We start from the raw sequence: 25,046 nt of genomic DNA, 5'->3' as shown, positions 1-25,046 counted from the left end.
CTAGAAAGGCATTAATTATCCGCAGCTCAGGTTAAGTAGCAAAGCGCCGCAATTAGCGGCGCTTTTTATTGAGAGAGCGACTTCTTCTGTCACAGAGTTGATGTATGATAGGGGCTAATATAAAGGAGAATTATTGTGCAGCTCGTTAAATTATTCGCCATGGCGTTGATGCCTATGCTCAGTGTATCTCAGGCCTCGGCAACGTCATTTTTAGTCTTTGGTGATATGCCCTATACGGAGATAGACAGAGGCATGTTGATGCCAAATGGTGCTCTGCACGAAAAGGTAAATGATATACAGCATGATTTTATGGTGCACGTAGGTGATATGAAATCCGGTGCTGAGCCCTGTACAGACCAGCTGCTTAAAGATAATTATGCCCTGATCTCAAATGTAAGTAGTCAACCTTTTGTATTCACGCCCGGAGACAATGATTGGACTGACTGTGACCGTGAAACCCTGAACCCTAGGTTTGATGAATTAGAGAGATTGGATTTCATCCGTAAACACTTTGCGGTGCAAACACCTGAGCTACCGGCCTTTAAACGCCAGCAAACAGTACCAGAAAATCAATCTTGGATAGTGGATGATGTGCAGTTTTTAACTTTGCATGTGCCTGGTACCAACAACGGACGCAGACAAATCTTATTATCCGATAAAAAAGTAGTGCACGAAGAGTCTCATCGTCGTGATGTAGAGAATATCAAGTGGTTGGACAGCTTGTTGACGCCAAACCATAAAGCCGCGGTGATATTTCTACAAGCCGACCTATATCAAAAAGAGAAGCATTCAGGACGTTGTGATAAACACTCGAAAGCTCAGTGCGATGGTTATCAGTTATATCGAGAGACACTTGCAGAGTATGCAGCGCAACTCAGTTATCCGTTGCTGTTGATACATGGAGATACGGGAGAGTTTTGCTTTTCTGAACAGTCAAAAAATTTATGGCGTCTTAACGCCCCTGGCGACTTTCAATATTTAGATATTGCAAAGGTTAAAGTTAAGGGAGGTAAAAAGAAGCCGTTTAAGGCAACACCGCTTCTTTCGCAAGATAAAATAGCTAAATGCAAGGGGCTGTAAAGCCCCTTTACACACTTTTTACGCAGCTGTACATGAAGCGTAGCGCGAATAGCTTGCCGTAACTACAGTAAAAGCTCGCGCTGTTTATTGTGGCTTTCAAACTGCTCTTGCTTGACTGTATTGACAAAATGCCACTCACTTTCCACCTTCTCTTTTGTGAAATTAAGCGTTAAATAACCACGCTGATGAATATTGGCATATTCAAGGTCATCGACTAGTAATTGCAATGCCTCAGCGAATTGTAGCGCCTGCTCATCGCCTAATTGCAAGTAATACTCAAGCCCTGGAGAGCTGACTGAAGCTGTCGCATATTCTTGACCACAAACGGCTCCGCTTGCATCGCAGAGCTTACCTGACCAGGCGTTGTGCGTATCTCCAGCAACGACTACTAAGTTTTTATTGGCCGCTTTTGCTGTTTGTAAAATTACTTCACGTTCAATCGGGTAGCCGTCCCATGCATCCAAATTATATGGTGCGGTATACGTGACTCGCGCTTTTTCTTGTGCAGACAATGTTGAGTCACCAGCAAGCAGCCTGCCCTTTATTTGAGCAAGCTCTGTTAATTGCGTCGGCATTTGTGCGGAAGGGTTGGCAAGAGACATGAGCAGCTCGACTGGGATCATCATTTTAGTCATCAATACTTGTTGCCCTAAAACTTGCCATTTCGCTGTTGAATTTTTCAAATTATCGGTGAGCCAAGTCAATTGGTTTACGCCTAAAAGCTGTTGCGAAGGCGCGGTGAGATCCGCCTGAAATCCGGCAAAATCCACTTGTCCTGTTGTAGGGTCAATATAATCTTGATAGTCGAGTGCTTTAACGCGGCTCTCGTGACGGGTATCTAGCATATAAAGTGATAACAAGTCGCCAAATTCAAATTTACGATAGAGGCTCTCGAGTTGGTCCTTAACCATCGGACGCACAGGCATCCATTCATAGTAGGCTTGCAGCGCAGCAAGTTTGCGGGCAGCGTACTCCCCTTCTCCCTCGTTATGGTTCTCAGCGCCATCCATGTATGAGTCATTGCATACTTCATGGTCGTCCCATACCGCAATAAATGGCGTACTGGCGTGGAGAGCTTGCAGACCAAGGTCCGTACGATATTTTGCATAGCGACGACGATAATCATTTAATGTAATAATCTCGCTCGCATTATCTGCATCCAGCCCTCGCCCCATGGCGTCGGCATTTTCAGTGGCGTACCCACCCATACCATATTCGTATATGTAATCACCTAAGTGTAACACCGCGTCTAAATCGCTGCGTTTTGCAGCCTCTGCATAAACATGAAAGTAACCTGCCGGATAATTTGCACAAGACATGACGGCAAGTTTTACCTGAGTTACATCGTTGACGGGCAAGGTTTTGCATTTACCTATGGGTGAATGCGTTTCCTTAGTGACGAAGCGATAAAAGTAGCGGCTATTTGCAACAAGGCCATTAAGATCTACTTTAACGGTGTAATCGTTTTTTGCTAATGCGGCAAGCTGGTGGCTTTGTAGTAAGACACCAAAATCTTCTGATTCTGATACTTGTAGAGTGACATCCACACTGTTAGGTGTACCTTCAGGAGTGACTCGCGTCCATAATATAACGCTATCAGCTAAAGGATCGCCACTTGCGACACCATGGTTAAATGCGACAGCAAAATCATTGCTTGCAACCGCTTTACTATCACTGCTGCCGCAACCTACTAACGAGACGCTAATTGTCGCTGCGCCAACGCCCATTAATGCACTTTTAATAAAATCTCGACGGGTAAAACTTGCCATTATTATTGTTCCTTAACTGCAAAATGCGCCATATAGGGCGCACTTATCTACTACTTGAAGGAACTAGCTTAGTTAAGCATTATTACAATTTAACGATTGGTCTTAATTAGTGCGGGTTTGGAACAACTCGATTTCTGCCACTGCTTTTAGCTTCTAGTAACATCGTATCTGCACGACGAATAATGCTCTCGACGCCAGACTCACCTGCGCCAAATTCAGCAACCCCAAATGAGCTGGTAATATCGACCTCTTCACCGACCGCAATTTGAAATGATGCCTGCTCTATCATAATGCGTGCCCGCTCGGCGACTAAGATTGCCCCCTCTAAGCCAGTATTAGGGAGTACCAGAGCAAATTCCTCTCCACCTAGCCGAGCTATTAAATCCGTGTCTCGTAACATGTCAGAGAGTCGCGAGCTCACGTGAACCAGCACTAGGTCTCCCGCTTCATGGCCAAATTGCTCGTTAATTGCACGGAAATTATCGAGGTCGGTCAGTATCACACTAAATGGTGTTCTGTAACGTTCATATAACCTAATTTGACTGTCAACTTTATCGCTTAACTGCCTACGACTGGCGACGCCCGTTAATGGGTCAGTTTTAGTAATAAAATCGAGCTCTTTACGTAAGTGATCGAGTTCGCTATGCATCGCTTTTGTTGTGGTAATGTTATCTCCGTAGATAACGAAGGCATCATTCTGCAGCGAAAAACATCGTAATCTGAAGAACTCACCACTTAAGGTATCAATTTCAATTTCTGGATAGTCTAATTCACAGCCGTTGCTTAAGCCTAAAAACCATTCCGTGAGTTCATCCCCGTCGATTCTATCATCAAACGTATCGTCTGTTTGTGGGTCGAAGATATTACTCAGTGTGCGTCCTGTTATGTGAGACGAGGGTTGTCCAATTAGCTTCGCCATTGCTTTATTGCAAAATTCAAGAACCGACTTGTTGCTAACAATAGCAACTGCATCGTCACTTTTATTGAGCACTTCACTCAGTAGGGATTGTAAATGGTTAGCGTTAGACATAATTTAATTCCGTTAGGCTTTTTGTTATTTTAAATCAATCGGGAAGATTTATCTTAGATCTCGCGCAAATCACACAAAAAAGACATTTTGATTTCGTTATCTACATCAATTGATTCTAATCTAGCACCAATGATATTCCATTTCACTTATGTTTAATGCAACAAATGAAACGTATAGTTACCTCCATACACAAAGGAGGAACTATGTTAAAACCAACGCAACTCGCAACGATTATTTCTGCTTTGCTATTGCTAAGTGCATGTGGCGAAGCTGAGCAGGCAAGCAGTCAAACTCCGCCTCTTCAACCAATTGATGTAGCACCAACACCGCAAATTAGCATTGCTGATTGGCACACCTATACAACACGCCTTTCTTCTCCAAACGAAGTCGCACTTCGCGCTCGGGTCACAGGAGTTATCGGCTCGGTAAACTTCAAAGAAGGAGATACGGTGCACCAAGGCGATGTTTTATTTGAGCTGGACGATAGAACTTTCTTGGCTGAGGTTGCCAGTCTTGCCGCACAAGTGAAACGTGCCGAAGCGGCCCTTTCGCAAGCAAAAAGTGAGTCAGCGCGTGCGCTTCGATTAAGCAAGCAAAAAGCGATTTCAACCGAAGAAGTCGATGCCCGTGTTTCGCTTACCGCACAGCGTGAAGCCGAACTAGATGCGCTTCGCGCTTCATTTAAAGCAGCTCAACTAAACTTAGAGTTTAGCAAGATCACAGCACCAATCAGCGGCAAAATTTCATTTGCTGAGGTCACTCAAGGTAACACCATTAGAGCAAACGACACTTTGCTTACTACGATAGTCGCAACCGATAAGATGTATGCGTACTTTGATATCGATGAACGCACTTGGAATAGCCAGTTTGCATCAGTGACGGAAGGTGAGCCGCTTCCTGTGAAATTACAGCTACTCGGCCGTGAGTCACAGCCAGTCATGGGTGAGCTAGATTTTATCGACAACGCCATTGATGACCACTCCGGAACCCTAAAAGTACGCGCTTCTTTTGATAATCACAGTGGACAATTACGACCTGGCTCGTTTGCGCGAGTGAGTCTTTCATCCGGTGAGCAAAACGATCGAGTATTAATTCCAGACCGCGCAGTGGGTACAGATCTTAAAAATCGTTTTGTTCTTGTCGTCAACGACGCTAATACACTCGAATATCGTCTAATCACACTCGGTAATCGCTATGGCGAATTTCGTGCAGTTGAATCGGGTTTAGCCGCTGGAGAGCGTATCGCGGTGAATGGCCCAGCGCGTGTGGGCCCAGGTATGCCAATAAGCCCAAACTCCGTGACGCTTACCTTGCCAGCTAACATTGCCACAGAAGTGGTTGCGATGACGCCAAGCGATTCTTCACAAGGATTAAACTAATAATGAAATTTTCCCATTTTTTCATTAAGCGCCCTATTTTTGCGGCGATGATGTCGCTTGTGATATTAATCGCAGGGGCCATTTCCCTTTTTCAGCTCCCCGTGAGTGAGTATCCAGAGGTGGTACCGCCGACGGTTGTGGTATCTGCAACTTACCCCGGTGCAAACCCAAAAGTCATTGCTGAAACCGTTGCAACACCACTTGAGCAAGAGATCAATGGTGTTGAGAACATGCTGTATATGTTTTCTCAAGCAACCAGTGATGGTCGCTTAACGCTTACCGTAACTTTTGCACTTGGTACTGACCTAGACCGCGCCCAAGTTCAAGTACAAAACCGTGTAAATAGCGCTATTCCAAGATTACCGCAAGAAGTACAACGTTTAGGGGTTGTTGCTGAGAAGGCGTCACCAGATCTCACTATGGTGGTGCACTTGGTATCGCCAAGCGGCTCGCATGATACAAGCTATCTCTCTAACTATGCCGATATTTATGTCAAAGATCAGATAGCGCGCTTGCCGGGAGTTGGTGATGTGAAGCTATTCGGCGGCGGTAAATACGCCTTGCGGATATGGCTAAACCCCGAGCAATTGGCTGAAAGAAACTTAACCGCAAGCGATGTGGTTCGAGCAATCCAACAACAAAACCGCCAAGTAGCAGCTGGCTCTTTGGGTGCTCAACCCACAACGAATGAAAATCAATTCCAAATTCTGTTAAACGTTAAAGGGCGTTTGGTAGATACCAGTGAATTTGACAATATTATTGTTAGCGTATTGAGCGATGGCGCGATCACTAGACTCAAAGACATTGGCCGAGTTGAGCTTGGACAAGATAACTACGCGTTAAGAGCTTTGCTAGATGGAAACGAAGCGGTGGCAATGCCGATTTTCCAGCGTCCTGGTTCTAATGCGATAGAGCTGTCGGATCAGGTGCGTGAAACCATGAAAGAGTTATCGACACGTTTTCCTGAAGGGGTTGAGTACGATATTGTTTATGATCCGACAATTTTTGTTCGTGGCTCAATCGATGCTGTAATTTCAACATTATTAGAAGCCATCGTACTTGTGGTATTAGTCGTTATCTTATTCTTGCAAACATGGCGCGCTTCGATTATTCCGCTGGTAGCGGTGCCTGTATCGTTAGTTGGTACCTTTGCTGCAATGCAGTGGCTTGGTGTTTCTATCAATACTTTGTCGTTGTTTGGTTTGGTACTAGCAATCGGTATCGTGGTTGATGATGCCATTGTCGTGGTTGAAAACGTTGAGCGTAATATTGAAAACGGCCTTGCGCCCTTCGAGGCCACTAAACAAGCGATGTCAGAGGTGACAGGCCCTATTATAGCGATTGCATTGGTGCTTTGTGCGGTGTTTATTCCAACTGCGTTTATTACCGGCTTGTCAGGCCAGTTTTACAAACAGTTTGCCCTCACGATCACAATTTCGACGCTGATCTCGGCATTTAACTCATTAACATTATCACCAGCGCTAGCTGCACTACTATTAAAGCCGCACGGTGCTAAACCAGACAAACTCACAGTGGTGTTAGATAAATTGTTTGGTCAGTGGCTATTCAAACCGTTTAATCGCTTTTTTGATAAGGCAGCTCACGGCTATGTTGGACTAGTAAAAAAACTTATTAGACTGAGCACCATTGTGTTGGTGGTTTATTTAGGGTTAATTTTTGCTACCACTAAGTTGTTTAGCACCATCCCTGGTGGCTTTATTCCACAACAGGACAAACAGTATCTTGTTGCGATTGCCCAACTGCCAGACGCTGCGAGTTTGGATAGAACAGAAGCCGTTGTACGTGAGATGGAACAAATTGCACTACAGACTCCAGGCGTTTTACATTCCGTGTCTTTCCCTGGGCTTTCGGTCAATGGTTTTACAAACAGCCCAAATAGCGGGATTGTATTTGTTGCCCTAGATAAATTTGAAAATCGCACATCGCCAGAGTTGTATGCATCTTCAATCGCTGCCCAGCTTAATCAGAAGTTTGCCATCATAGATGAAGCGTTTGTCGCGGTTTTCCCACCGCCACCAATACAAGGGTTAGGCACCACAGGTGGATTTAAACTGCAAATTGAAGATAGAGCAAACCTTGGCTTTGAGAAGCTATTCTCTGACTTACAAGCAGTGATCGCAAAAGCGCAGCAGCAACCGGAGCTAATGGGACTGTACTCAAGCTTTAGGATCCAAGTACCACAAATGGACATTGATATCGACCGTGAGCAAGCAATGGTACAAGGCGTACCGCTCGAGGAAGTGTTTAATGCATTACAGATCTATTTAGGTTCAATGTACGTCAATGACTTTAACTTATTTGGGCGCACTTATCAGGTTACCGCTCAGGCTGACGCTAATTTTCGGGCAGATCCTGCACAGATTCTGTCTTACAAAGTAAGAAACAACTACGGTCAAATGGTGCCACTTGGCGCGGTACTCAAAGTCACGCCGACAACGGGGCCTGATCGTGTTATGCACTATAACGGGTATCCTACTGCCGAGTTAAATGGCAGCCCTGCGCCCGGATATTCTTCGGATCAAGCGCAAATGGCAATTGAAGCGGTGCTAAACGAAACGCTTAGCGAAGGCATGGCATTTGAGTGGACTGAAGTCACCTATCAGCAGATCCTCGCGGGTAACGTGATGGTGTATATCTTCCCACTGGTTGTACTCTTGGTGTTTATGGTTTTGGCATCGCAATACGAAAGCCTAAAGCTACCATTTGCAATCATCCTCATTGTGCCAATGACCATACTGTCAGCATTAGTAGGGGTGTGGCTAACAGGCGGCGATAATAATATCTTTACCCAGATTGCTCTTATCGTTTTGGTTGCTTTGGCGTGTAAAAATGCAATCCTAATGGTGGAATTTGCCAAAGAAGAGTATGAGCAAGGCAAGACTAATTTGGAGTCAATTGTTGAGGCATGTAAACTACGTTTACGTCCTATTCTGATGACGTCGATTGCCTTTACCGCGGGGGTTGTACCTCTGGTACTTGCAACTGGTGCGGGTGCTGAAATGCGCGAAACCATGGGGATTGCAGTATTTTCAGGAATGATAGGGGTTACTCTATTTGGTCTATTGTTTACGCCTATTTTCTTTATGGCGATGACGAAGCGATTATACACGCCAAAAATACGTGAAGCGCAGAGTATCTCCAATGCTATTCCAGTAAAGGATTAATAACTTGTAATCATGTTTAAAGGCCCAATGGGCCTTTTTTATGCTGCTTTTTATTGCCTTGTAACCGCACTATTCACCTTAACTTCATCCGTTTACGCTAAATTATCAGATACCGTCTTTTTCTCGCCGGAGTCTGTTTATGAAATCCCAAATTGCCTTTGCTGTTTTAATTAGCGCTGTTCTCAGTGCATGTGGCGAGGACATCTCAAATCGTAAAATTGAGCTTAGTGAAACACTTAGCCGTTATCAATGTGATAATGATTCGGTGATAAAAGTTGACTACAACGACAGTGATAAGGCAACTGTCCATTTTAACGAACAGGTGGTTAAGATGAAGATTGCGCGCTCAGCCAGCGGTGCAAAATATCAAGGTGATGGGTTTGTGTGGTGGACAAAAAATGATGAAGGTATGTTGCTTAGACAGGAAGAAGATAAAAACAACCGCATCATCGCACGTTGCGAGATGCGGCCCAATGAAGCCTTAACAGTGAAGGCGCAATCAAACTGATTATAAATGCTCGTCCCAATAGGCAACGTCACTTATATAGCATTAGGATGTCTTATACCGACAACTTTTCAGGTGTAGCTAAAGTACTTTTTACAAACTCAATGGCAGCGCTTACATTAGCAAATAAAACTTGATCTAATGGCTCAGGCATGCCAATTTCTTTGCGCATTTTTTCAATCTGGCTTTTCGCAATTGCCGACTTCAACACATACGCAGCACTAACACAGCCTAACTGCAAACAGCGCTTTGCTGTGTTTACCAGTAACTTGTAGGCTTCTGGTGTCGCAGCTATGGCCTTTTCGGAATAACTCACGTAACCCCATGTCGAAGAATGGATCTCGGCTCGACATTGCTCTAATGCCCTAGAAAAATAATGGATCATAGACTCATTAATATTTCCTTCGAAACAGGCAAAGAGGATATTTTGCTCGGTCCAGAGGGTTACTTTCCCGCACCGAGTTTGATAACTATATTTTGACATTAATCCTTATCCGGCTCCTTTCGAAGTGCGGATTATACATCAGCACGACAAGGTTAAAAAAGAGTAATTGCTACTTTTTTAACCTAAATCGCATATTATGCTTATGGCTCAGCGAGTTGCTGTTTCGCTGCCTCAGATTCTTCTTTTAGGTAGTTATTAAATGACAAGCCTAAAAACTGCGGTAAAGTAGCGCTAATTGCCAAGGAAGACAAAGTACCAATGAGAATGCCACAACACAACGCCATGGCAAAACTATTAAGTCCCGCGCCGCCTAACCACCATATCGCTAACACTGTTGTGAGCGTCGTTAACGAGGTGATAAGCGTGCGGCTCATTGAATCCTTTATCGCTTGGTCTATGGTATTGCCCACGGGACTGTTTTTCCACTGCTCTTCGAACAAAAGCTCTCTAACTCTGTCACCAATCACAATCGAATCGTTGAGTGAGTAACCAATAATCGCCAGCAGCGCTGCAAGCACGGTTAAGTCAAATTCTACTTGCGTTATTGCAAACAAACCTAGCGTCACAATCACATCATGAAAAAGCGCGATACTTGCGGAGACCGCTAAGCGCCACTCAAATCTAAACGCCAAGTAAATCAATACACTAAGTAATGCGAATATACCAGCAAGGCCACCTTGCTCAATTAACTCATTACCCACCTGCGCACCAAGATAACTGGCGTCTAATACGCTTGCTTGCCATTGTGTTTCAATTCCTTCTATCCACTGTTTGACGTGTGTTTCATCGGTGGACTGAGGGGTTTGGAAAACTCGCCAGCTACCATCGTTTTGTAGAGAGATTCGCGCATCTTGAACACCAAGCTCAGCTAGCTTGTTTTGCATTTCTGTTTGGCTCGTTTGCTTGGGTAAATCGATAACCGTAACGTAACCGCCGGTAAAGTCTTGGCCTAATACAATGCCTTTTTGAGTGATGGCTATGAGACTTGCAAGGACAAGTAACAATCCAGAAATTAGCCCGACGAATCTTGCCTTTTGCGTTTTACTTGTCATTTTACTTTGTGCCTTTACGTGATTTTGAATAAAGAGATTCTGATAACATACCGGAGACGACCACACCGGCGAAAATACTGGTTACTATGCCCAGCGCCAAAGTGATCGCGAACCCTTTTACTGGTCCATAACCGATACCAAGTAGGATAAGAGCAGTTATCATCGTGGTTAAGTTGGCATCGATAATACTCGACATGGCTTGTTGATAACCTTGCTTTAATGCAGTAACCATCCCAATGCCTTTACGCCTTAATTCGCGAACGCGCTCAAAAATAATAACATTGGTGTCGACGGCCATACCGATAGTCAAAACTAGGCCCGCAATGCCGGGTAAGGTAAGCACAACACCAGGAAGCAGCGACATTAATCCAATCAGGCAAACTAAGTTTACCAGTAATGAGGTAATGGCCACTGCGCCTAGCTTGCGATACCATACTGCCATAAACAGCAAAGTTAGGCTTAGCCCTAACGCCAAAGCTTTAAAGCCGCTTTCAATATTCTTTTCGCCCAATGAAGGACCAATGGTTTGCTCTTTCACAATGGTGATTGGTGCGTCAAGAGAACCCGCCCGCAACAATAATGCTAACTCTTGCGCGCGTTCCATTGACTGCATATTGGTAATACTGAATCGGGTATTTAATACTTGTTGAATAGTGGCTACTGAAATTACCTCCGTTTTGCGCTTAATCTCTCCTTTTGGATCCGCGTAATATTCGCTGAATACGGTAGCCATTGGTTTACCAACATTGTTTCTAGAAAATCGGTTTATCTTTTCACCGCCTTGAGAAGATAAGAATAGTTGCACTAAAGGCTTGCCGTATTCATCTCTTCCTGCTGTTGCGGACTCTATTTCATCCCCGCCAAAAATGGCAACTGGGTCGACTGAAACCAAAGCGCCAGATTTATCCTTTAATTTTTGACCTCCCATTTCTTGTAATGCATGAAATGAAAGCTTTGCTGTGGCGCCGATAATACGCTTGGCTTGTTCTGGGTCTTGCACGCCAGGTAATTCGATTCGTATATAGTTAGTGCCTTGACGTTGCGTAACTGCTTCTGTGATCCCGAGTTCCTCAATACGCGAACGTAAAGTAGATAGCGCTTGGGTCATTAACTGCTTATCGAACTCTGCTTTTTTCGCTTCGGCAAAACGGAAATTAACTCTCGTTAAACTGCCTTGTTTATGAGTTGTACTGGTAAATTGTGGATAGAGTTCGCGCAGTGTCGCAGTAAGCGCTACGAGTTCATTTTGCCCTTGCGCTTTCGCTATGACCTCAACCTGCTCGCCACTGATAACTTGAGGAATAGATAGGTTACGATAACGATTTTTGATCCGTAGGCTATTGGCTTCGTCTGCGAGTGACTGCAGTTTATTTTGCGCCGCTTGCTCTGTGTCAACCTTGAGTACGAACAACACACCGCCGTCCAAGTCTAGTCCGAGCTTGATAGGTTTGAGTCCAGTGCTTTCTAACCACTGTGGCATCGTTGAAGCACTAACAACCTTAACACTTAGCTTGGAGTGAGACTCAGCCATATAAGCACGCGCTTCGGCGGTTAGCGTGCGGTTTTCAAGTTCAACTAAGTAGCCACCTTGATGAGACTCGATTTGCTTGACTTTGAATCCCTCTCCTTCTAGCTGAGATTTAAGCTCAGGCAGCGATAGAGACACTACCTCGTTACTACTTGCTTGAATTTGAATCAAATTCTTATTGGGATACAAGTTTGGTAGTGCACAAAGGATCAACAAGAACACAATAAGCGCAGTAAAAAAGCGTTTTGCACGCGCGGTTGCTCCACGAGAGGTTGATGGCCTCGTTGGCGAATTTATATCTTTCATATTTTTCTCATTATCTATCTGAGCGATACCGATTTGCTAACGAATACTGGTCATATAGACGTTAGGGGACTGGTATCAAAAACTACTATTTGGGTGCTTTATTGGTATAGATAATGATTAAGAGGCGAAGTTGAGACTGCCTTTGAAGGTTAAGTTTGCCGGCTTACAGTTGTCGATAAAGCCATTATTTGGCCGAGTATCACACATATACCAAGGCACAGGCTTAGGTCTATTGATGTCATAGACTGAGGCCGGTATATATTTTTCTGCTGCAAGCTCAAATACAAGCGCATATTCGGCTTGTTGTTTAGGATGTAGAAAATAACTAGGATGGCTAGTACGCTCGCGTTCCGGCAATAAGCCCTTTTCGTGATGCGTGGTTTCACCACTGAGCTTTATTGGACTTGTAGGGCTTGGCTTACTGGGTAACTGATTGGAGTCAGCGAGGCCCTTTTGGGTGATGTTTTCGAAGCTCGTGCTGTGCGTATCAGAAGTATGGGATAAGTGATTATCAGGCGTTCCTGTCGCGCACGCAGCAGCTACCCATAACAACATGAGTAATGACATAACGGCGAAAAGGTTAAAACGCTTCATGAAAACTGATTAAACAACTTATTAGATAAAATTACGAGATTAGGGCGATAGTAGCAAATTCAAGATAGCGGTATCAATTATAATGAATGTGAGAGGCATAAAAAAACCTCCAACTTGGGAGGTTTTTCTTGTCCAGCGAGTGGATTAAGGATTTACTTGGTCTTTTAGGCCTTTACCTGCTTTGAACGAAGGAATGTTCGCAGCTGGGATTTGGATTTCAGCGCCAGTTTGTGGGTTACGACCAGTACGCGCAGCGCGCTCTTTTACTGAGAATGTGCCAAAACCAACTAAAGCAACAGAACCGCCATCTTTTAGTGTGTTAGTTACTGCGCCAGTAAACGCTTCTAAAGCACGGGTTGCCGCTGCTTTTGAAATCTCTGCGTCTGCCGCCATCTTTTCAACTAGTTGAGCTTTATTCATTATTAGATTCCTATAACTTTATAATTTGCCTAAGCAAAACCTATGTTTATGCATTTTGCGTTTATGTGCAACCCCAAAATTGCGAAATTCGACGAAATATTTATTATTTTATTGCGTTTCGCCCCGGATCCTGTGGGTTTGTAATCAAACGCTATCAATTTGCTGGCAACTGCGCAAGCTTTGTACCCCATAAAATGCGATTAAAACTCACTATCAGGTAGAACCCCACACTCCACAGTGCGCCAAACACTGGCCAAAAAATGTACCAAGGTGTTGAGATAGAAACTACATCAAAGGTAGCTGCACCGAGATAGCTAGGTGGCGCGCAGACCAAAAATACCACTAATAATATCGGCGCTTTGAGCGTTAATAGTTTGGAAAGTGCATTATTTATTGTCAGCACCAATGCTATCCACAAAACCCAAAGCCAAACCGGAAGTAATTCACTACCTTGGTAATTGATGAGCTGAGCTTTGACCGCAATCAATTCAATGCTCATTCCTATGGCGGAACCTACGAGTGCAAGCACCAAATTGAGATGCTTGTTTTGGTGTCCTGCGAGCATAACGAGACAGCCAACCAACATCAACCAAAGCGCATCTGCTTGAAAAAATAATGCAGCAAACCAAATACTTTGGAAGAGTAGCGCGTTAGTAATCCAATGTTTGAGTACAGACATTGGACTGGTATCTTGGTTTTCTGGCGACTAAATGCACGGCACTAGTTGCTCTTTGTTTAAACGCCCCTTCGCAGTAGCATAAATAAAATTGCCAAAGGCGATAAAAGCGTTCATCGAAACGTTTACCGTCAAGCGAAGGCCATGCTTTTTCAAACCGAACACGCCAATCGTATAGCGTTCTGGCATAGTGCAGACCGATATCATGGAGTTCGTGGACAACCATATCGGTGGAATTTACGATTTGCTTGCTCATTTCACTCACGGAAGGAAGACAACCGCCAGGAAAAATGTACTGCTGAATGAAATCCGATTGCTTGAGGTAATGTTGATAACGTTGGCAGGCGATGGTAATGGCCTGAATCAGCATCGCGCCAGTCGGTTTCAGCAAGTCGTTGCATTTGGCAAAAAAGCCCGATAAATAAGCATGTCCAACTGCCTCAATCATTTCGATAGACACCAGCTTGTCGTACTGGCCGTCCAATTCGCGGTAATCTTGTTTTAGTAATGTGATGTGCTGCTGCAACCCTTCTTTTTCAATCAGTGCTTTTACGTAGGCATGCTGCTCTTCTGAAATAGTTGTTGTGGTTATATGGCAGCCGTAGTTTTTTGCAGCATAAACCGCAAATGCGCCCCACCCGGTGCCAATCTCAACAACTTTGTCAGCTGCCTGAAGATCCAAACGCTCACAGATTGCGGCTAACTTATGTTGCTGCGCTTCTTCAAGCGATGCTTCCTTTGAGGGATACACTGCACTAGAGTACAGCATTTCTTCACTTAAAAATGATTCATAAAGGTCGTTACCAAGGTCGTAGTGGGCGACAATGTTACGCTTTGAGCCTTGTTTCGAGTTTTTATTTTTAAGATGCTTTATCTTATTCACAATGCCGGAGAAAAATGCAAACTTATTTTCAAATGCATCTAGCTGAGCTTGGTTTAGGACGAAGATCTCAATCAGTTTGGTTAAATCCGAACAACTCCAGTGACCAAGAATGTAAGATTCACCTGCGCCGACACTGCCGCCAAGTGCAAATAGCTTATACATTTGCGCTGAATGAACATGAATATCAACGCTTAGGCTTGTTTCTGACTCACCAAAACAGTATTTTTGGTCGCCTTCGACAAGTACCACTTTTCCGGTTTCTAAGGTATTCAACGCGCCAAAGACGAGCTTTTTGTACACTCTATCGAATGTAGAAAGCGAAATTGATGAGGATAGTGTCGTGGTATTTTCCATCTTATACTCTTCCGGGGTGCCCAACAAAAGGCACTTTTTTTAAAAATAACTTCAACGCTTGCCAGTAGATGCCTTTAGCTATGCTCCATGTCATTGCTGGAAACCGCTTAAGCAATTGATTAATATTTGCTTCATTGAGCTCCTGCTTTTTGAGCGTCATCGTGGCATCAAATAGCAATTCGTCACCTTTTCTGTTTTCAATATGGATTAGCGTATTGCTACCGGGTGGCTTCACTTTCCAGTGGTAGTGCATATCCAAATTCATAAAAGGTGATACGTGAAATTGCTTTTTAAAGTTCACTTCTTTACTTAATTCAACTAAATAAAAATGACGCTCATTCCAAGGCGTATTACTGACCTCAGCGAGCATATGGCTAAAACCAGCCCCCTTCTCGTCTTCAAAAAAGTAGAAATTAACCGGACTGAAGTAAAAGCCTAAACAGCGTATTTGCGCCATTAAATATACTTTTGTTTGTGATGAAACGGGTTTGCCTAGCGAATTTGACTTAGCACGTGCGCGCTCAACTAAGCTTTCGCCTTCTGTGAGGATATAGTCAGCTTGATTGAATTTAAGCAGTTTTAAGCCGGATGTACCAAACTTTGACGAAATACTATTGAGTGCGTCGAGCTCACTTAAATCTAGCCACATCATATACATGGGGTAAGAAAAAGCATGCTTGGCATGAGCGAATCGCCGATGCCGAACTTTACCGACCAGTATTGCACTGTTCAAAATGAGATACCCAATTGCTCGGCCACATCTACCGCACTTCTCACCCCATCTTCATGAAAGCCGTTGAACCAGTACGCACCACAAAAATAACTATGGTGTTTACCATCGACGTCGGCTTTACGTTTTTGGGCCGCAATGCTGGTGGTATTGAATACCGGGTGATGATAGACAAAGCGGCGGATCACTTTGTCTTCAGCTATCCCTTCATCATGATTTAACGTGACACAGTATTGATGTTTGGCATCAAGCCCCTGCAGTATGTTCATTTGGTAGGTGACAACAGCGGCTTTGTCCGTCGCTTCGTTTAATAAATAGTTCCAACTGGCCCACGCCAGCGGACGTTTTGGCAATAAACGGGTGTCAGTGTGCAGCACCACTGAGTTTGCAGTATAAGGAATTGCACCAAGTATCGCTTGTTCATCACTCGATGGGGTATTTAGTAACGCTAAAGCCTGATCGCTATGACATGCAAAGACGACTTTATCGAAGTACTCATTGCTGCCATCTTTGAAGATGATGGTCACACCAGCCTCATCACGAACTACTGTCTTGATGTCGGCATTCAGCACAATATTGTCTTTAAATTCTGCCACTAATGGTTGAATGTATTCCCTAGAACCACCTGGGATAACATACCATTGAGGGCGATTTGTGATGTCCAAGAGCCCATGGTTGAAGAAAAACTGGACAAAGAATTTAGCTTCAAAGTCGAGCATCTCTTTGATACTGGTTGACCAGATCGCGGCGCCCATCGGCAAGATGTAATGCAGCTTAAAAAATTCATTAAATTGGTGTTGCTGTAGTAGCTTGCCAAGCGTTTCAACACCTCGATAGTCGTCTTTTTCATACAACGACTTACAAAGGCCATTAAAACGCACAATATCCTTTAGTAATCGCCAGAAGGTTGGCCTCAGTAGGTTACGTTTTTGTGCGAATAACGTGCGAAGTGAATGGCCATTGTACTCAAACTTGGATTGACTATTGTGAACACTGAAGCTCATTTCAGTTTCTTGGCGACTAACACCAATTTCAGCCAGCAATTTTTCAAACTTTGGATAGGTTCTGTCGTTAAATACGATAAAGCCGGTATCAATTGCGAGCTTTTCATCTTGGTATTCAACATCAATAGTTGCCGTATGTCCGCCAATATAATCATTTTTTTCAAAGACTTTCACGTCATGTTGACGACTTAACAGGTATGCTGCGGTCATACCTGAAATACCGCTTCCAATTATTGCAATCTTAGCCACGGGCTATCCTTTTTGCGAGAGGTAACCACAACGAAAACGGCAGTAACCTGAGAAGTTTTAAAAATAGAGTAAATCTTTTTGGGAAATGTATTTCCTTGCTGCGCTTTTCTATTCCTTTGCTAATGTAACTCACGGCCTCATCGACACTTATAATAAATGGCATCGGAAAGTCGTTTTTATCTGTCAACGGCGTTTCTACAAATCCTGGGTGAACTAAGGTCACATCAATGTCTTTTAATGTTGCTGTCAGGGTGCGCGCTAAATAGCTGACAGCCGCTTTCGACGTACCGTACGCTTCGGCGCGAGGCAAAGGTAAAAATGCACTGCTGGAACTTACGATGCAAAGTTGCCCGCCTGATTTAATTTTTGGCAGTAAAACGTCTAGGCAGTGGCCGATTGAGATGACGTTGATATGCATTACTCGCTCAAACAAATAGCCGTCAAATTGGTTGGGATTATCGATATACTCACAACCACCTGCGTTGAGGATCACAAGATCCAAGCCGTCAATATCTTTGAAGTTATCTTCTATCTCTTCGCGGTTTGTTAAATCAAATGCTTTGCTCTTTGCACCTACGCTGCTTTCTAATTCATCTAACACTTTTTGGTTGCGGCCACAAGCAGTTACTTGATGTGACTGTTTTGCATAAAATTCCGTAAGACCTTTACCTATCCCTGATGTTGCGCCAGTAATTAAGATGTTGCTCATGCCGTGATCCTTTTATCCAATAGCCGAATCACACCACCGAGTAGTGGAACTTGGCGATACAGCATTTGCGCACTGTCAAAGTAATCCCGATGTTGCGCCACTTTTTCGCCAATAAAACTTAAACGACTATGACCATCGACTTCTATGAGCTTACCGCCATTTAGCTTGGGGTGTTGATAGGACATAGTCCAGTAGATAAAGCTGACGTCATCAACTTGATAGGCGTTCGTAACAAGAAATTCGATTTCAGAGACATTTTCATATAACACCTGAAAATAACTCGTTAGCGCATCAAGTCCTTGAATTTTATGTAAAGGGTCTACGAAACTGATGTCCTCAGTGTAAATTGAAGCCAATTTACCGAGACAGTATTTGTCTATTTCATTATAAATTGCCACGAATCGCTGCGTTCTGTGATCCATACCTATTTAAACCTTAAATGCGTCAAGTGCTCTTGCTCTTGCTTCTTTATGATCAACCAGCGGCTCTACATAGTCATCCTTTCCGCCAAATGCCGCTAAATAGTCATGAGGAAAATGAATATGCTTTGCTGGAACATTTTTCAATTCAGGCACATATGTACGAATAAAGGAACCATCGGGATCAAACTTTTCGCTCTGCGTGATGGGATTAAAAATACGAAAATAAGGCTGCGCGTCACACCCCGTACTTGCAGCCCACTGCCAGCCACCATTATTACTGGCAAGGTCGCCATCTATTAACTTTGACATAAAATAGGCTTCGCCTTTACGCCAGTCGATGAGCAAGTGTTTGGTTAAGAAGCTGGCAACAATCATGCGTAGCCGATTGTGCATCCAGCCAGTTTTATTGAGCTGACGCATTGCCGCATCGACAATCGGATAGCCAGTTTGACCATTACACCAGAGCTCAAAAGCTTGGCTGTCGTCACGCCACCTAACCGCGTTATATTTATCATTAAAATTAAAACCTTTACATAAACGCGGGAAAGCGACGATAAGATGGCGATAAAACTCACGCCAAATGAGCTCGTTTACCCAACAAAACTCTGGCTTACTTGGGTTTTCAAGCACTTCAGGGTAATGAAGTTGGATCTCTGCGATGAGCTGCTTGGGCGACACAATGCCTAATGCCAAATATGGGCTGAGCCCCGAAGTTCCTTTGATTGCAGGGAAATCACGGTCATCTTGGTAGTCTGCTAGTTTGTCCTTAATAAAACGATTTACAATCGTGACAACGGCATTATCATCCACTGGCCACTTTTCAGATCCATTGGTCATCTCGAAGAAAGTTGGCTTTTTGAAGTTTGCCTCATGTTGCTTATCTAATGGCCAGCTAGTGAAGTGAAATTGCTGCCCCACAAAACGTTTTAACCATGCTTTTTTAAAGGGGGTAAACACCTTGAACATCTCACCGGAGCCCGTAAGCACAGAACCTGGTTTGGCAACGAGATCGCCATCGAATAATTTTAACGTGATCACAGTTTCACACGCTTCATCGCGCGCCACTTCATTTACTTCATACTCTTTATTTGCATATAAGCAATCAATGCCTTTATCGTCACAAACCACTTGAAGCTGCGCCGGCAGCTCAGCGAATGTGCTCGCTTCAATGATATGTAGCCTAATGCCAAATTCACTAAGCTGGCTGCCAAGCTCAAGTAATCTGCGCTCAAGTAGGTCGAGCTGAATACTGGCTACGTTGTGTGACTGCCACTGTGGCTTGCAATAAAAAAAGAGCGCATCGCGTGCGCCCTCATTCACGGCTTCAATCAAAGCCTCATTGCCGTAAACCCTGAGATCACGGCGAAACCAAAAAGCTGTTTTCATTATTAAATTCCGAATCTTAAACGCAGTTCGTTGGGGTATGGGTCAAAGTACACTTGGCTTTGCAAATACGTTTTAGGATGTACGGTAAGGTGATGCTTGAGCAGGGTCAGCGGTACATATAAAGGTACGATACCTTTGCGATATTGCTCTATTGCGCTGCACATCTCTTGCTTCTCGATGCTCGAAAGCTCATTCTTAAAATACCCCTGTAGATGCGTTAACGTGTTTGCTTGATTTTTGCGATTGGCAGGCTTGCTCAGTGCCGACATCAAACCACTGATGTATTTATGTTTCAGCGTCTCTCTATCAAATTTTTTGCCATCACCAAGTAGACGCCCTAAATCTTTATAGGCTTGGTAATTATGGCTCATCAACAGATATTTGTGCTTGGCGTGGAAATTCGTCAGCTCGTGTAGACCGATGTTTTCCGATTGCGTTAGTTCCTGCCAGCTTTTATAGACAAATACCCGCATTACGAAGTTTTCTCTAAGATGCATGTCATTCAATCTGCCATTTTCCTCGCAAGGCAAAAGCGGATTGTGTTTTATAATTTGCTCAGCAAAAATGCCAATACCCTCAGATGTATTACCTGTTCCTGCTTCGTTATAAACCTTAACACGCTCCATTCCGCAGCTTGGGCTTTTGGCGCAAAACACAAAGCCGGAGAGGCTTTGTGTTTGTGAGGTTGCAACCTTTTCACCAAACTCCTTAAGCTTTGGTGCGACATCTTCTTTACCGTCGGGGCGACTAACTTTGATAATATCGCCTACGCGGATCTGTCTGATGGTTGGTCTTGGAATTGGCATGCCTATCGCAACTTCCGGGCAAAAGCGCACATACTCAACATGTTCGGCGAATTCATCCATACAAAAGTTTGAACGCTTGTGGCCTGAGTCAAATCGCACTTTTTCTCCAGCCAAACACGCGCTAATGCCAATTTTTATTGGTGATGAAAATTTCATTTCGCAACTATTCCTTTAATAAATCAACTTACCAATTGGGTTTAACAGCTTACTTAAGCCTTTATTAAAGTGTAGTGCACTGCTTACCACGGTAAAGCACAGGCAGCCTTCTTTCGTGCGCGGAGAATGATTATGTTTGCCGTCTTGCCAAATAAAGTCGCCCGGTACGTATTCACCAGCCTCATCTGCAAAATCGCCGTCAAGCAACAAGGTTATCTCAAAGCCCGTGTGGGTGTGCTCTGGAATTTCGCCTTCCGCACCAATTTGTAAAAGACTTGAGCGTAAGTCGCCGTCTTCTAGCAATAACCGAGAGCGGGCGATTTTGCCTACACCTGAAAACTTGGTGCGATCGATATTCGCAATAGCCCGAGGTAACTGAACATCCCTGCCCTGATAGTTAAATGAGGGTTGGATATATTCTTTAACTTCGTCTATTTCGTCGTCCAGTGTTATCGCTTGCATCATCGCCTCGAAATCGCTGCTTAGTGAAGAGTCGCTGCCTCCTCCAAGCTGAACATTCGCTTCTTGCGCTTCAAGCTGTTGAGTCTTTTTCTGACAACATGGACACATTTCGACATGTGCTGCAATTGCGACACTGATACTTGCAGGCAAATTACCTTCAACAAATTGGCTTAATAATGAATCATTAGGGTGATGCTTTATCATGCTTGATCTCCCATCTCTGCGCGAAGTTTTTGTAAAGCAAGCCGTAAACGTGACTTAACTGTCCCGACAGGTATATTAAGATGCTCTGCCAATTGTTCTTGAGACATTTCTTGAAAGTACACGCCTTTGACTATGTCTCGTTGTGCTGGCGGCAACTTATTGATGTATTTTTGAATTTGCGCCGTTTGCAAGTGATCTTGAAAACCGTCGTCGTCAGCCTGCGAGTCTTGAATTATCGGCCAGATGTCTTCACTGATATGTTCTTCTTTATTACTCTTCATTTTACGCAATGCATCGAACGACGCGTTACGCATCACGGTATAGATCCACGTTGTGGCTGCGCCTTTATCATGATGATAGAGGTGGGCTTTCCGCCACACTGACGTCATCGTGTCTTGTACGAGCTCCATCGCTTGGGCGTCATTACCAAATTGTTTCACACCAAAGCGCCTGATTTTTGGCGCAAAGTACTCAAACAAGAAGGCAAAAGCTTTGCGATCTCGTTTTTCTGCAACCTTAACTAAAGCGTCCGATAACGCTTGAGAGGGAGTTTCTTGCACTGCTTTGCGAGTTCCTGACTGAACGTTGCAATCAATAGATTGCTGTTGGCCTAACATAGCTCACCTTCCAATTTATAATTATAAGCTGTAATACGCTGTAAAACTTGGCATGGATCACTATTTTTCATCTAATACAGTATGTAAGAACTCTGCCACCTGTTCAAATGTTTGTGCTTGTTTTATTTTTAGTTTTTGGGTCATCGAGATGGGTAAGATTTCTAGCCAACGATAAGCAACCCAAAGAGGCTGAGTAAAATGCTTGTCGCGGTACAAATCATCAAGGATTGGGTTGGCGATAAAAACACTCTGAAGTTTATGAGCAAGGGTTTCGTCAACTAGACTAAATGCTTCTTCACTACATTGCCATGGCGGCCCATCAATAATGTCACAATCGCCATAACGTAAAGATTGTGAGTCTACTTCCACATTACTGATCGCGACGCGCGATAGTGCCTCAACATCAATGAGCAGCTGACCATCATCATCTTGTGAAAAGTCAACAATTTTAACGTGCACGCCTTCTTTTGACACATTGTTCGGCGTATCCGCGAGGTATGGGCATAACACAAAACCTTGCTCTGTTTTCGCGGCCTCTTTTACCATATATAGATAGCGCTGCTCAAAGATCCGCAAGCGGGTGAACCCACCTGGAAGCAAGAATATTGGCAATGGAAATAAAGCGAGTTTCATAATTCCCGTTCAAATATACAAAAACTAACGATAATTACGACTGCTCTATTTATCTGGATCAGTTAACGCTAAATTTATGACTATTCCCAAACGCAGTGTTTTGCTATCACGTTACTATTTGAGAATGTGATGCCCTCAGCTTGCAAGCGTGACTTTTGCTCTTGAAATTTACTACTGTCTTCAGGAAAAGAAATGCGACGTTGGCTATTTACTACTCTGTACCAAGGTAATGTTGAACCTTGTGGTAGGTTCTTCAGCAATTGACCAACCTTTCGGGCATGTTTTGGATAACCAGCTAAGCTCGCTATTTGCCCATAGGAGGCTACCTTCCCAAACGGGATACCGCCAATTACGGTGAAAACCTTTTCAGCGAGTTCTTGCTGAGGATTGCTGCTTTTCATATTGAATATTTAACTCTTTTAATTTGTCCCAAAAATATCTTGCTACCGGTCCATGGTGTGAAATATGCAAACGATACGCGTGGATTTCAGCTTCAAACTCGTCTTTTCTATCAAACACCCTCACTTGTTGTAAAACACCAGACTCTAATTCTTCTCTACAAAGGTCAAGGCCGATTAAGGCATAGCCCATACCTTGTAATAAATATCTTTTTATTGCCAGTGCGTCATCGAGTTTCATGACATTGTTACTATTTCTGTATGCCAAGCGCTCACTATCAAACTTGAATTTACTTTCTTTCATTGCAAGAGATGGGTATTGCGCAAGCTCCGAAAAACTCAGCTCTGGTGGCATATAGCCTGTTAATGAGACTAAGCCTAATTTTACGTGTCCAATCGGCATTGATTCTAAATCGCCAGTTGAATGAAAAAGGTCAAACCAAGGGCCAATGCCAAGGTTTGCAATCCCCTGTGTGACTTGCTCAAGCGCAAAAAAACGTTTACCACTTGAGATGTTCATTTCAGTTGCGGGAAACTTAATGAAGGCATTGCCTAATACTTGATCAATCTGGTTTTGATATACAATCGGTTCGTAACAGATGTTAAAGCTTGGTTCATTACCCGCCGCGAATTCAGTCGCGAGTAATGACAAATCTCTATGATGATTAAGTAATTTTTCGGCTTCAAAATAAAACCGACGACCTTGCTCTGTTAACACATTGCGATATTTCTCACGCTCAAAAAGGGCAAATCCCAAAGATTGTTCTAATCTTTTAATTGATTGAGAGACCGCAGGCTGTGTCTTATGAAGCTTATTTGCCGCTTCGGTAAGGCTAGGCGCTTCAACAACGGTGCAAAACGCTGCTAAGTCCGAAATCTTCATAAATAAATCTTATGCAGTATAGAATGTTTTATAATTTTTATTTTATATGTAATTCCATTATTCTGCACGCATTAAAATTGACGTTGTCATGGAGAACAAAATGTTAAGAGTGTTTTCTGGAATTGTGCTGGCTACCTTATTAGTGGGTTGCCAAGAGCAAGCAGAACAAGCCCCAACAGAAGCCCCTAACCGACCAGTTAAAATTCACACGGTTTCGGACCCCAATAGCAGCACGCTTCGTAGTTTCCCTGCTGAAGTGGTGGCAAATCAAGGCTCCTATCTTGCCTTTCGTGTGAATGGTGAACTTATCGAGTTTCCAGTTCTCGCAGGCCAAGACGTACAAAAGGGGCAATTGCTAGCCAAGCTTGATCCTGAAGATTTCAATCTGCAATATGAACAACGTAAAGCCCAATTTGAACTCGCTAAATCGCAGTTATCGAGAATTGAGCCGTTATTTGAAAAAGGCATAGCGACTAAAGCTGAGTTTGATAAAGCAAATGCAGACAAGCAAGTTGCGGAGTCTGCATTTAAAATTGCTAAAACAAACCTCGAATATAGCGAACTTAGAGCACCGTTTAGTGGTACGGTTGCCAAGGTATTTGTCAAAAATTACGAAAACGTGGTAGCAAAGCAAAATATCCTTCGCCTTGAAACACGCGATATGATGGATGTAGTTATTCAAGTACCTGAGCGCATCGTTGCACGTGTTGATAAAGATTCGGATTACAAACCGACCGTTGTTTTTGATGGCTACCCTAGTAAGTCTTACCCGCTTACGATTAAGGAATGGGATACGCAGGCAGACCCTGCAACCTTGACCTACAAAGTCGTATTTAGTCTTCCAATCCCTGAGGACTTTAATTTGTTCGCAGGTATGACAGGCCATGTTTACGTCGACCCAAGCAAAATTACGAACCGTGAAAATACAGCAATCATCGTACCTAACCAAGCAGTATTCTCAGATAAAAAGCAAGGCACAGAGGGGAATAGTTACGTATGGGTATATCAAAGAGATAATCAGACGGTAACAAAACGCGAAGTCACCGTTGGTCAACTTAATCATACCGGTATTGAGGTAATGTCGGGTCTTGAACCTGGTGAAGAAATTGTTGCTGCGGGCGTGCATTATTTGCAAGAAGGCGCAAAAGTGAGACCTTGGACTAAAGAAAGAGGTCTGTAAT

Annotated in this window: 25 protein-coding genes; 5 read left to right on the top strand and 20 right to left on the bottom strand. The window is 43.7% G+C overall.

Features of this window, described 5'->3' with window-relative positions; translation table 11 throughout:
• The first annotated feature begins 135 nt into the window (after positions 1-135).
• Positions 136-1,080 carry a hypothetical protein gene (locus MHN32_RS09255; protein ID WP_239421575.1) on the top strand — a complete coding sequence of 315 codons (945 nt, stop codon included), beginning with the start codon at positions 136-138 and terminating at the stop codon, positions 1,078-1,080.
• A gap of 62 nt (positions 1,081-1,142) precedes the next feature.
• Here MHN32_RS09255 and MHN32_RS09250 read toward each other — a convergent pair whose 3' ends face one another.
• Positions 1,143-2,849: an alkaline phosphatase D family protein gene (locus tag MHN32_RS09250; protein ID WP_239421574.1), complete on the bottom strand. Its 1,707-nt coding sequence runs from the start codon at positions 2,847-2,849 to the stop codon at positions 1,143-1,145.
• Positions 2,850-2,955: 106 nt separating this feature from the next.
• Positions 2,956-3,879, bottom strand: coding sequence for a sensor domain-containing diguanylate cyclase (locus MHN32_RS09245; protein ID WP_237116286.1), 924 nt, complete (start codon positions 3,877-3,879; stop codon positions 2,956-2,958).
• A gap of 203 nt (positions 3,880-4,082) precedes the next feature.
• Between MHN32_RS09245 and MHN32_RS09240 the strand changes: the two genes are divergently transcribed.
• The 3 genes from MHN32_RS09240 (at position 4,083) to MHN32_RS09230 (ending at position 8,951) form a co-directional block, all read left to right on the top strand.
• Positions 4,083-5,258, top strand: coding sequence for an efflux RND transporter periplasmic adaptor subunit (locus MHN32_RS09240; protein WP_239421573.1), 1,176 nt, complete (start codon positions 4,083-4,085; stop codon positions 5,256-5,258).
• Between the two features lie 2 nt (positions 5,259-5,260).
• A complete protein-coding gene (locus MHN32_RS09235; protein WP_239421572.1) occupies positions 5,261-8,443 on the top strand; it encodes a multidrug efflux RND transporter permease subunit in 3,183 nt (1,060 codons plus the stop codon).
• A gap of 139 nt (positions 8,444-8,582) precedes the next feature.
• Positions 8,583-8,951, top strand: coding sequence for an MliC family protein (locus tag MHN32_RS09230; RefSeq protein ID WP_010605442.1), 369 nt, complete (start codon positions 8,583-8,585; stop codon positions 8,949-8,951).
• A gap of 52 nt (positions 8,952-9,003) precedes the next feature.
• On the opposite strand, the gene MHN32_RS09225 is transcribed toward MHN32_RS09230, so the two are convergent.
• The 18 genes from MHN32_RS09225 to MHN32_RS09140 all read right to left on the bottom strand — a co-directional run bounded on the left by MHN32_RS09225 (position 9,004) and on the right by MHN32_RS09140 (position 23,865).
• Positions 9,004-9,432 (bottom strand): hypothetical protein, encoded by a 429-nt coding sequence (locus MHN32_RS09225; RefSeq protein WP_235367320.1) that lies wholly within the window; start codon positions 9,430-9,432, stop codon positions 9,004-9,006.
• Between the two features lie 101 nt (positions 9,433-9,533).
• The gene (gene secF / locus MHN32_RS09220) at positions 9,534-10,445 is read right to left on the bottom strand and encodes a protein translocase subunit SecF (protein WP_239421571.1); all 912 of its coding nucleotides are present in this window, start codon (positions 10,443-10,445) and stop codon (positions 9,534-9,536) included.
• 1 nt (position 10,446) lies between these two features.
• Positions 10,447-12,279, bottom strand: a complete 1,833-nt coding sequence (secD, locus tag MHN32_RS09215; protein WP_239421570.1) for a protein translocase subunit SecD — start codon at positions 12,277-12,279, stop codon at positions 10,447-10,449.
• 117 nt (positions 12,280-12,396) lie between these two features.
• Positions 12,397-12,873, bottom strand: coding sequence for a hypothetical protein (locus MHN32_RS09210; protein WP_010605446.1), 477 nt, complete (start codon positions 12,871-12,873; stop codon positions 12,397-12,399).
• Between the two features lie 144 nt (positions 12,874-13,017).
• Positions 13,018-13,293: an HU family DNA-binding protein gene (locus MHN32_RS09205; protein ID WP_010377204.1), complete on the bottom strand. Its 276-nt coding sequence runs from the start codon at positions 13,291-13,293 to the stop codon at positions 13,018-13,020.
• Between the two features lie 154 nt (positions 13,294-13,447).
• A complete protein-coding gene (locus MHN32_RS09200; protein ID WP_239421569.1) occupies positions 13,448-13,972 on the bottom strand; it encodes a DUF2878 domain-containing protein in 525 nt (174 codons plus the stop codon).
• Positions 13,944-15,206, bottom strand: a complete 1,263-nt coding sequence (locus MHN32_RS09195) for a cyclopropane-fatty-acyl-phospholipid synthase family protein (RefSeq protein ID WP_239421568.1) — start codon at positions 15,204-15,206, stop codon at positions 13,944-13,946. Before MHN32_RS09195 ends, MHN32_RS09200 begins: the two co-directional genes overlap by 29 nt.
• 1 nt (position 15,207) lies before the next feature.
• Positions 15,208-15,939, bottom strand: coding sequence for a DUF1365 domain-containing protein (locus tag MHN32_RS09190; RefSeq protein WP_102058073.1), 732 nt, complete (start codon positions 15,937-15,939; stop codon positions 15,208-15,210).
• The gene (locus MHN32_RS09185; protein WP_239421567.1) at positions 15,936-17,189 is read right to left on the bottom strand and encodes an FAD-dependent oxidoreductase; all 1,254 of its coding nucleotides are present in this window, start codon (positions 17,187-17,189) and stop codon (positions 15,936-15,938) included. The genes MHN32_RS09190 and MHN32_RS09185 overlap by 4 nt, the downstream gene beginning before the upstream one ends.
• Positions 17,182-17,898: an SDR family NAD(P)-dependent oxidoreductase gene (locus MHN32_RS09180; protein WP_239421566.1), complete on the bottom strand. Its 717-nt coding sequence runs from the start codon at positions 17,896-17,898 to the stop codon at positions 17,182-17,184. Before MHN32_RS09180 ends, MHN32_RS09185 begins: the two co-directional genes overlap by 8 nt.
• Positions 17,895-18,320 carry a nuclear transport factor 2 family protein gene (locus MHN32_RS09175; RefSeq protein WP_239421565.1) on the bottom strand — a complete coding sequence of 142 codons (426 nt, stop codon included), beginning with the start codon at positions 18,318-18,320 and terminating at the stop codon, positions 17,895-17,897. Before MHN32_RS09175 ends, MHN32_RS09180 begins: the two co-directional genes overlap by 4 nt.
• 6 nt (positions 18,321-18,326) lie before the next feature.
• Complete coding sequence (gene phrB, locus MHN32_RS09170; RefSeq protein ID WP_239421564.1) at positions 18,327-19,706, bottom strand: deoxyribodipyrimidine photo-lyase; 1,380 nt, start codon at positions 19,704-19,706, stop codon at positions 18,327-18,329.
• Positions 19,707-19,708: 2 nt separating this feature from the next.
• Positions 19,709-20,668 (bottom strand): DUF523 and DUF1722 domain-containing protein, encoded by a 960-nt coding sequence (locus tag MHN32_RS09165; RefSeq protein ID WP_102058077.1) that lies wholly within the window; start codon positions 20,666-20,668, stop codon positions 19,709-19,711.
• Between the two features lie 15 nt (positions 20,669-20,683).
• Complete coding sequence (locus MHN32_RS09160) at positions 20,684-21,334, bottom strand: ChrR family anti-sigma-E factor (protein WP_174169198.1); 651 nt, start codon at positions 21,332-21,334, stop codon at positions 20,684-20,686.
• The gene (locus MHN32_RS09155; RefSeq protein WP_039495233.1) at positions 21,331-21,951 is read right to left on the bottom strand and encodes a sigma-70 family RNA polymerase sigma factor; all 621 of its coding nucleotides are present in this window, start codon (positions 21,949-21,951) and stop codon (positions 21,331-21,333) included. The genes MHN32_RS09160 and MHN32_RS09155 overlap by 4 nt, the downstream gene beginning before the upstream one ends.
• A 60-nt stretch (positions 21,952-22,011) precedes the next feature.
• A complete protein-coding gene (locus MHN32_RS09150; RefSeq protein ID WP_010605457.1) occupies positions 22,012-22,584 on the bottom strand; it encodes an LON peptidase substrate-binding domain-containing protein in 573 nt (190 codons plus the stop codon).
• An 80-nt stretch (positions 22,585-22,664) separates the two neighbouring features.
• Positions 22,665-22,985, bottom strand: coding sequence for an MGMT family protein (locus MHN32_RS09145; protein ID WP_227387929.1), 321 nt, complete (start codon positions 22,983-22,985; stop codon positions 22,665-22,667).
• A complete protein-coding gene (locus tag MHN32_RS09140) occupies positions 22,951-23,865 on the bottom strand; it encodes a LysR family transcriptional regulator (protein WP_010605459.1) in 915 nt (304 codons plus the stop codon). The genes MHN32_RS09145 and MHN32_RS09140 overlap by 35 nt, the downstream gene beginning before the upstream one ends.
• 100 nt (positions 23,866-23,965) lie before the next feature.
• Between MHN32_RS09140 and MHN32_RS09135 the strand changes: the two genes are divergently transcribed.
• Complete coding sequence (locus MHN32_RS09135) at positions 23,966-25,045, top strand: efflux RND transporter periplasmic adaptor subunit (protein WP_102058082.1); 1,080 nt, start codon at positions 23,966-23,968, stop codon at positions 25,043-25,045.
• Position 25,046: the final 1 nt, after the last annotated feature.

This window comes from Pseudoalteromonas sp. Of11M-6, from assembly GCF_022347905.1.
In the GTDB taxonomy this organism is placed as follows: domain Bacteria; phylum Pseudomonadota; class Gammaproteobacteria; order Enterobacterales; family Alteromonadaceae; genus Pseudoalteromonas.
This window is presented reverse-complemented; position numbering and strand designations above follow the sequence as displayed.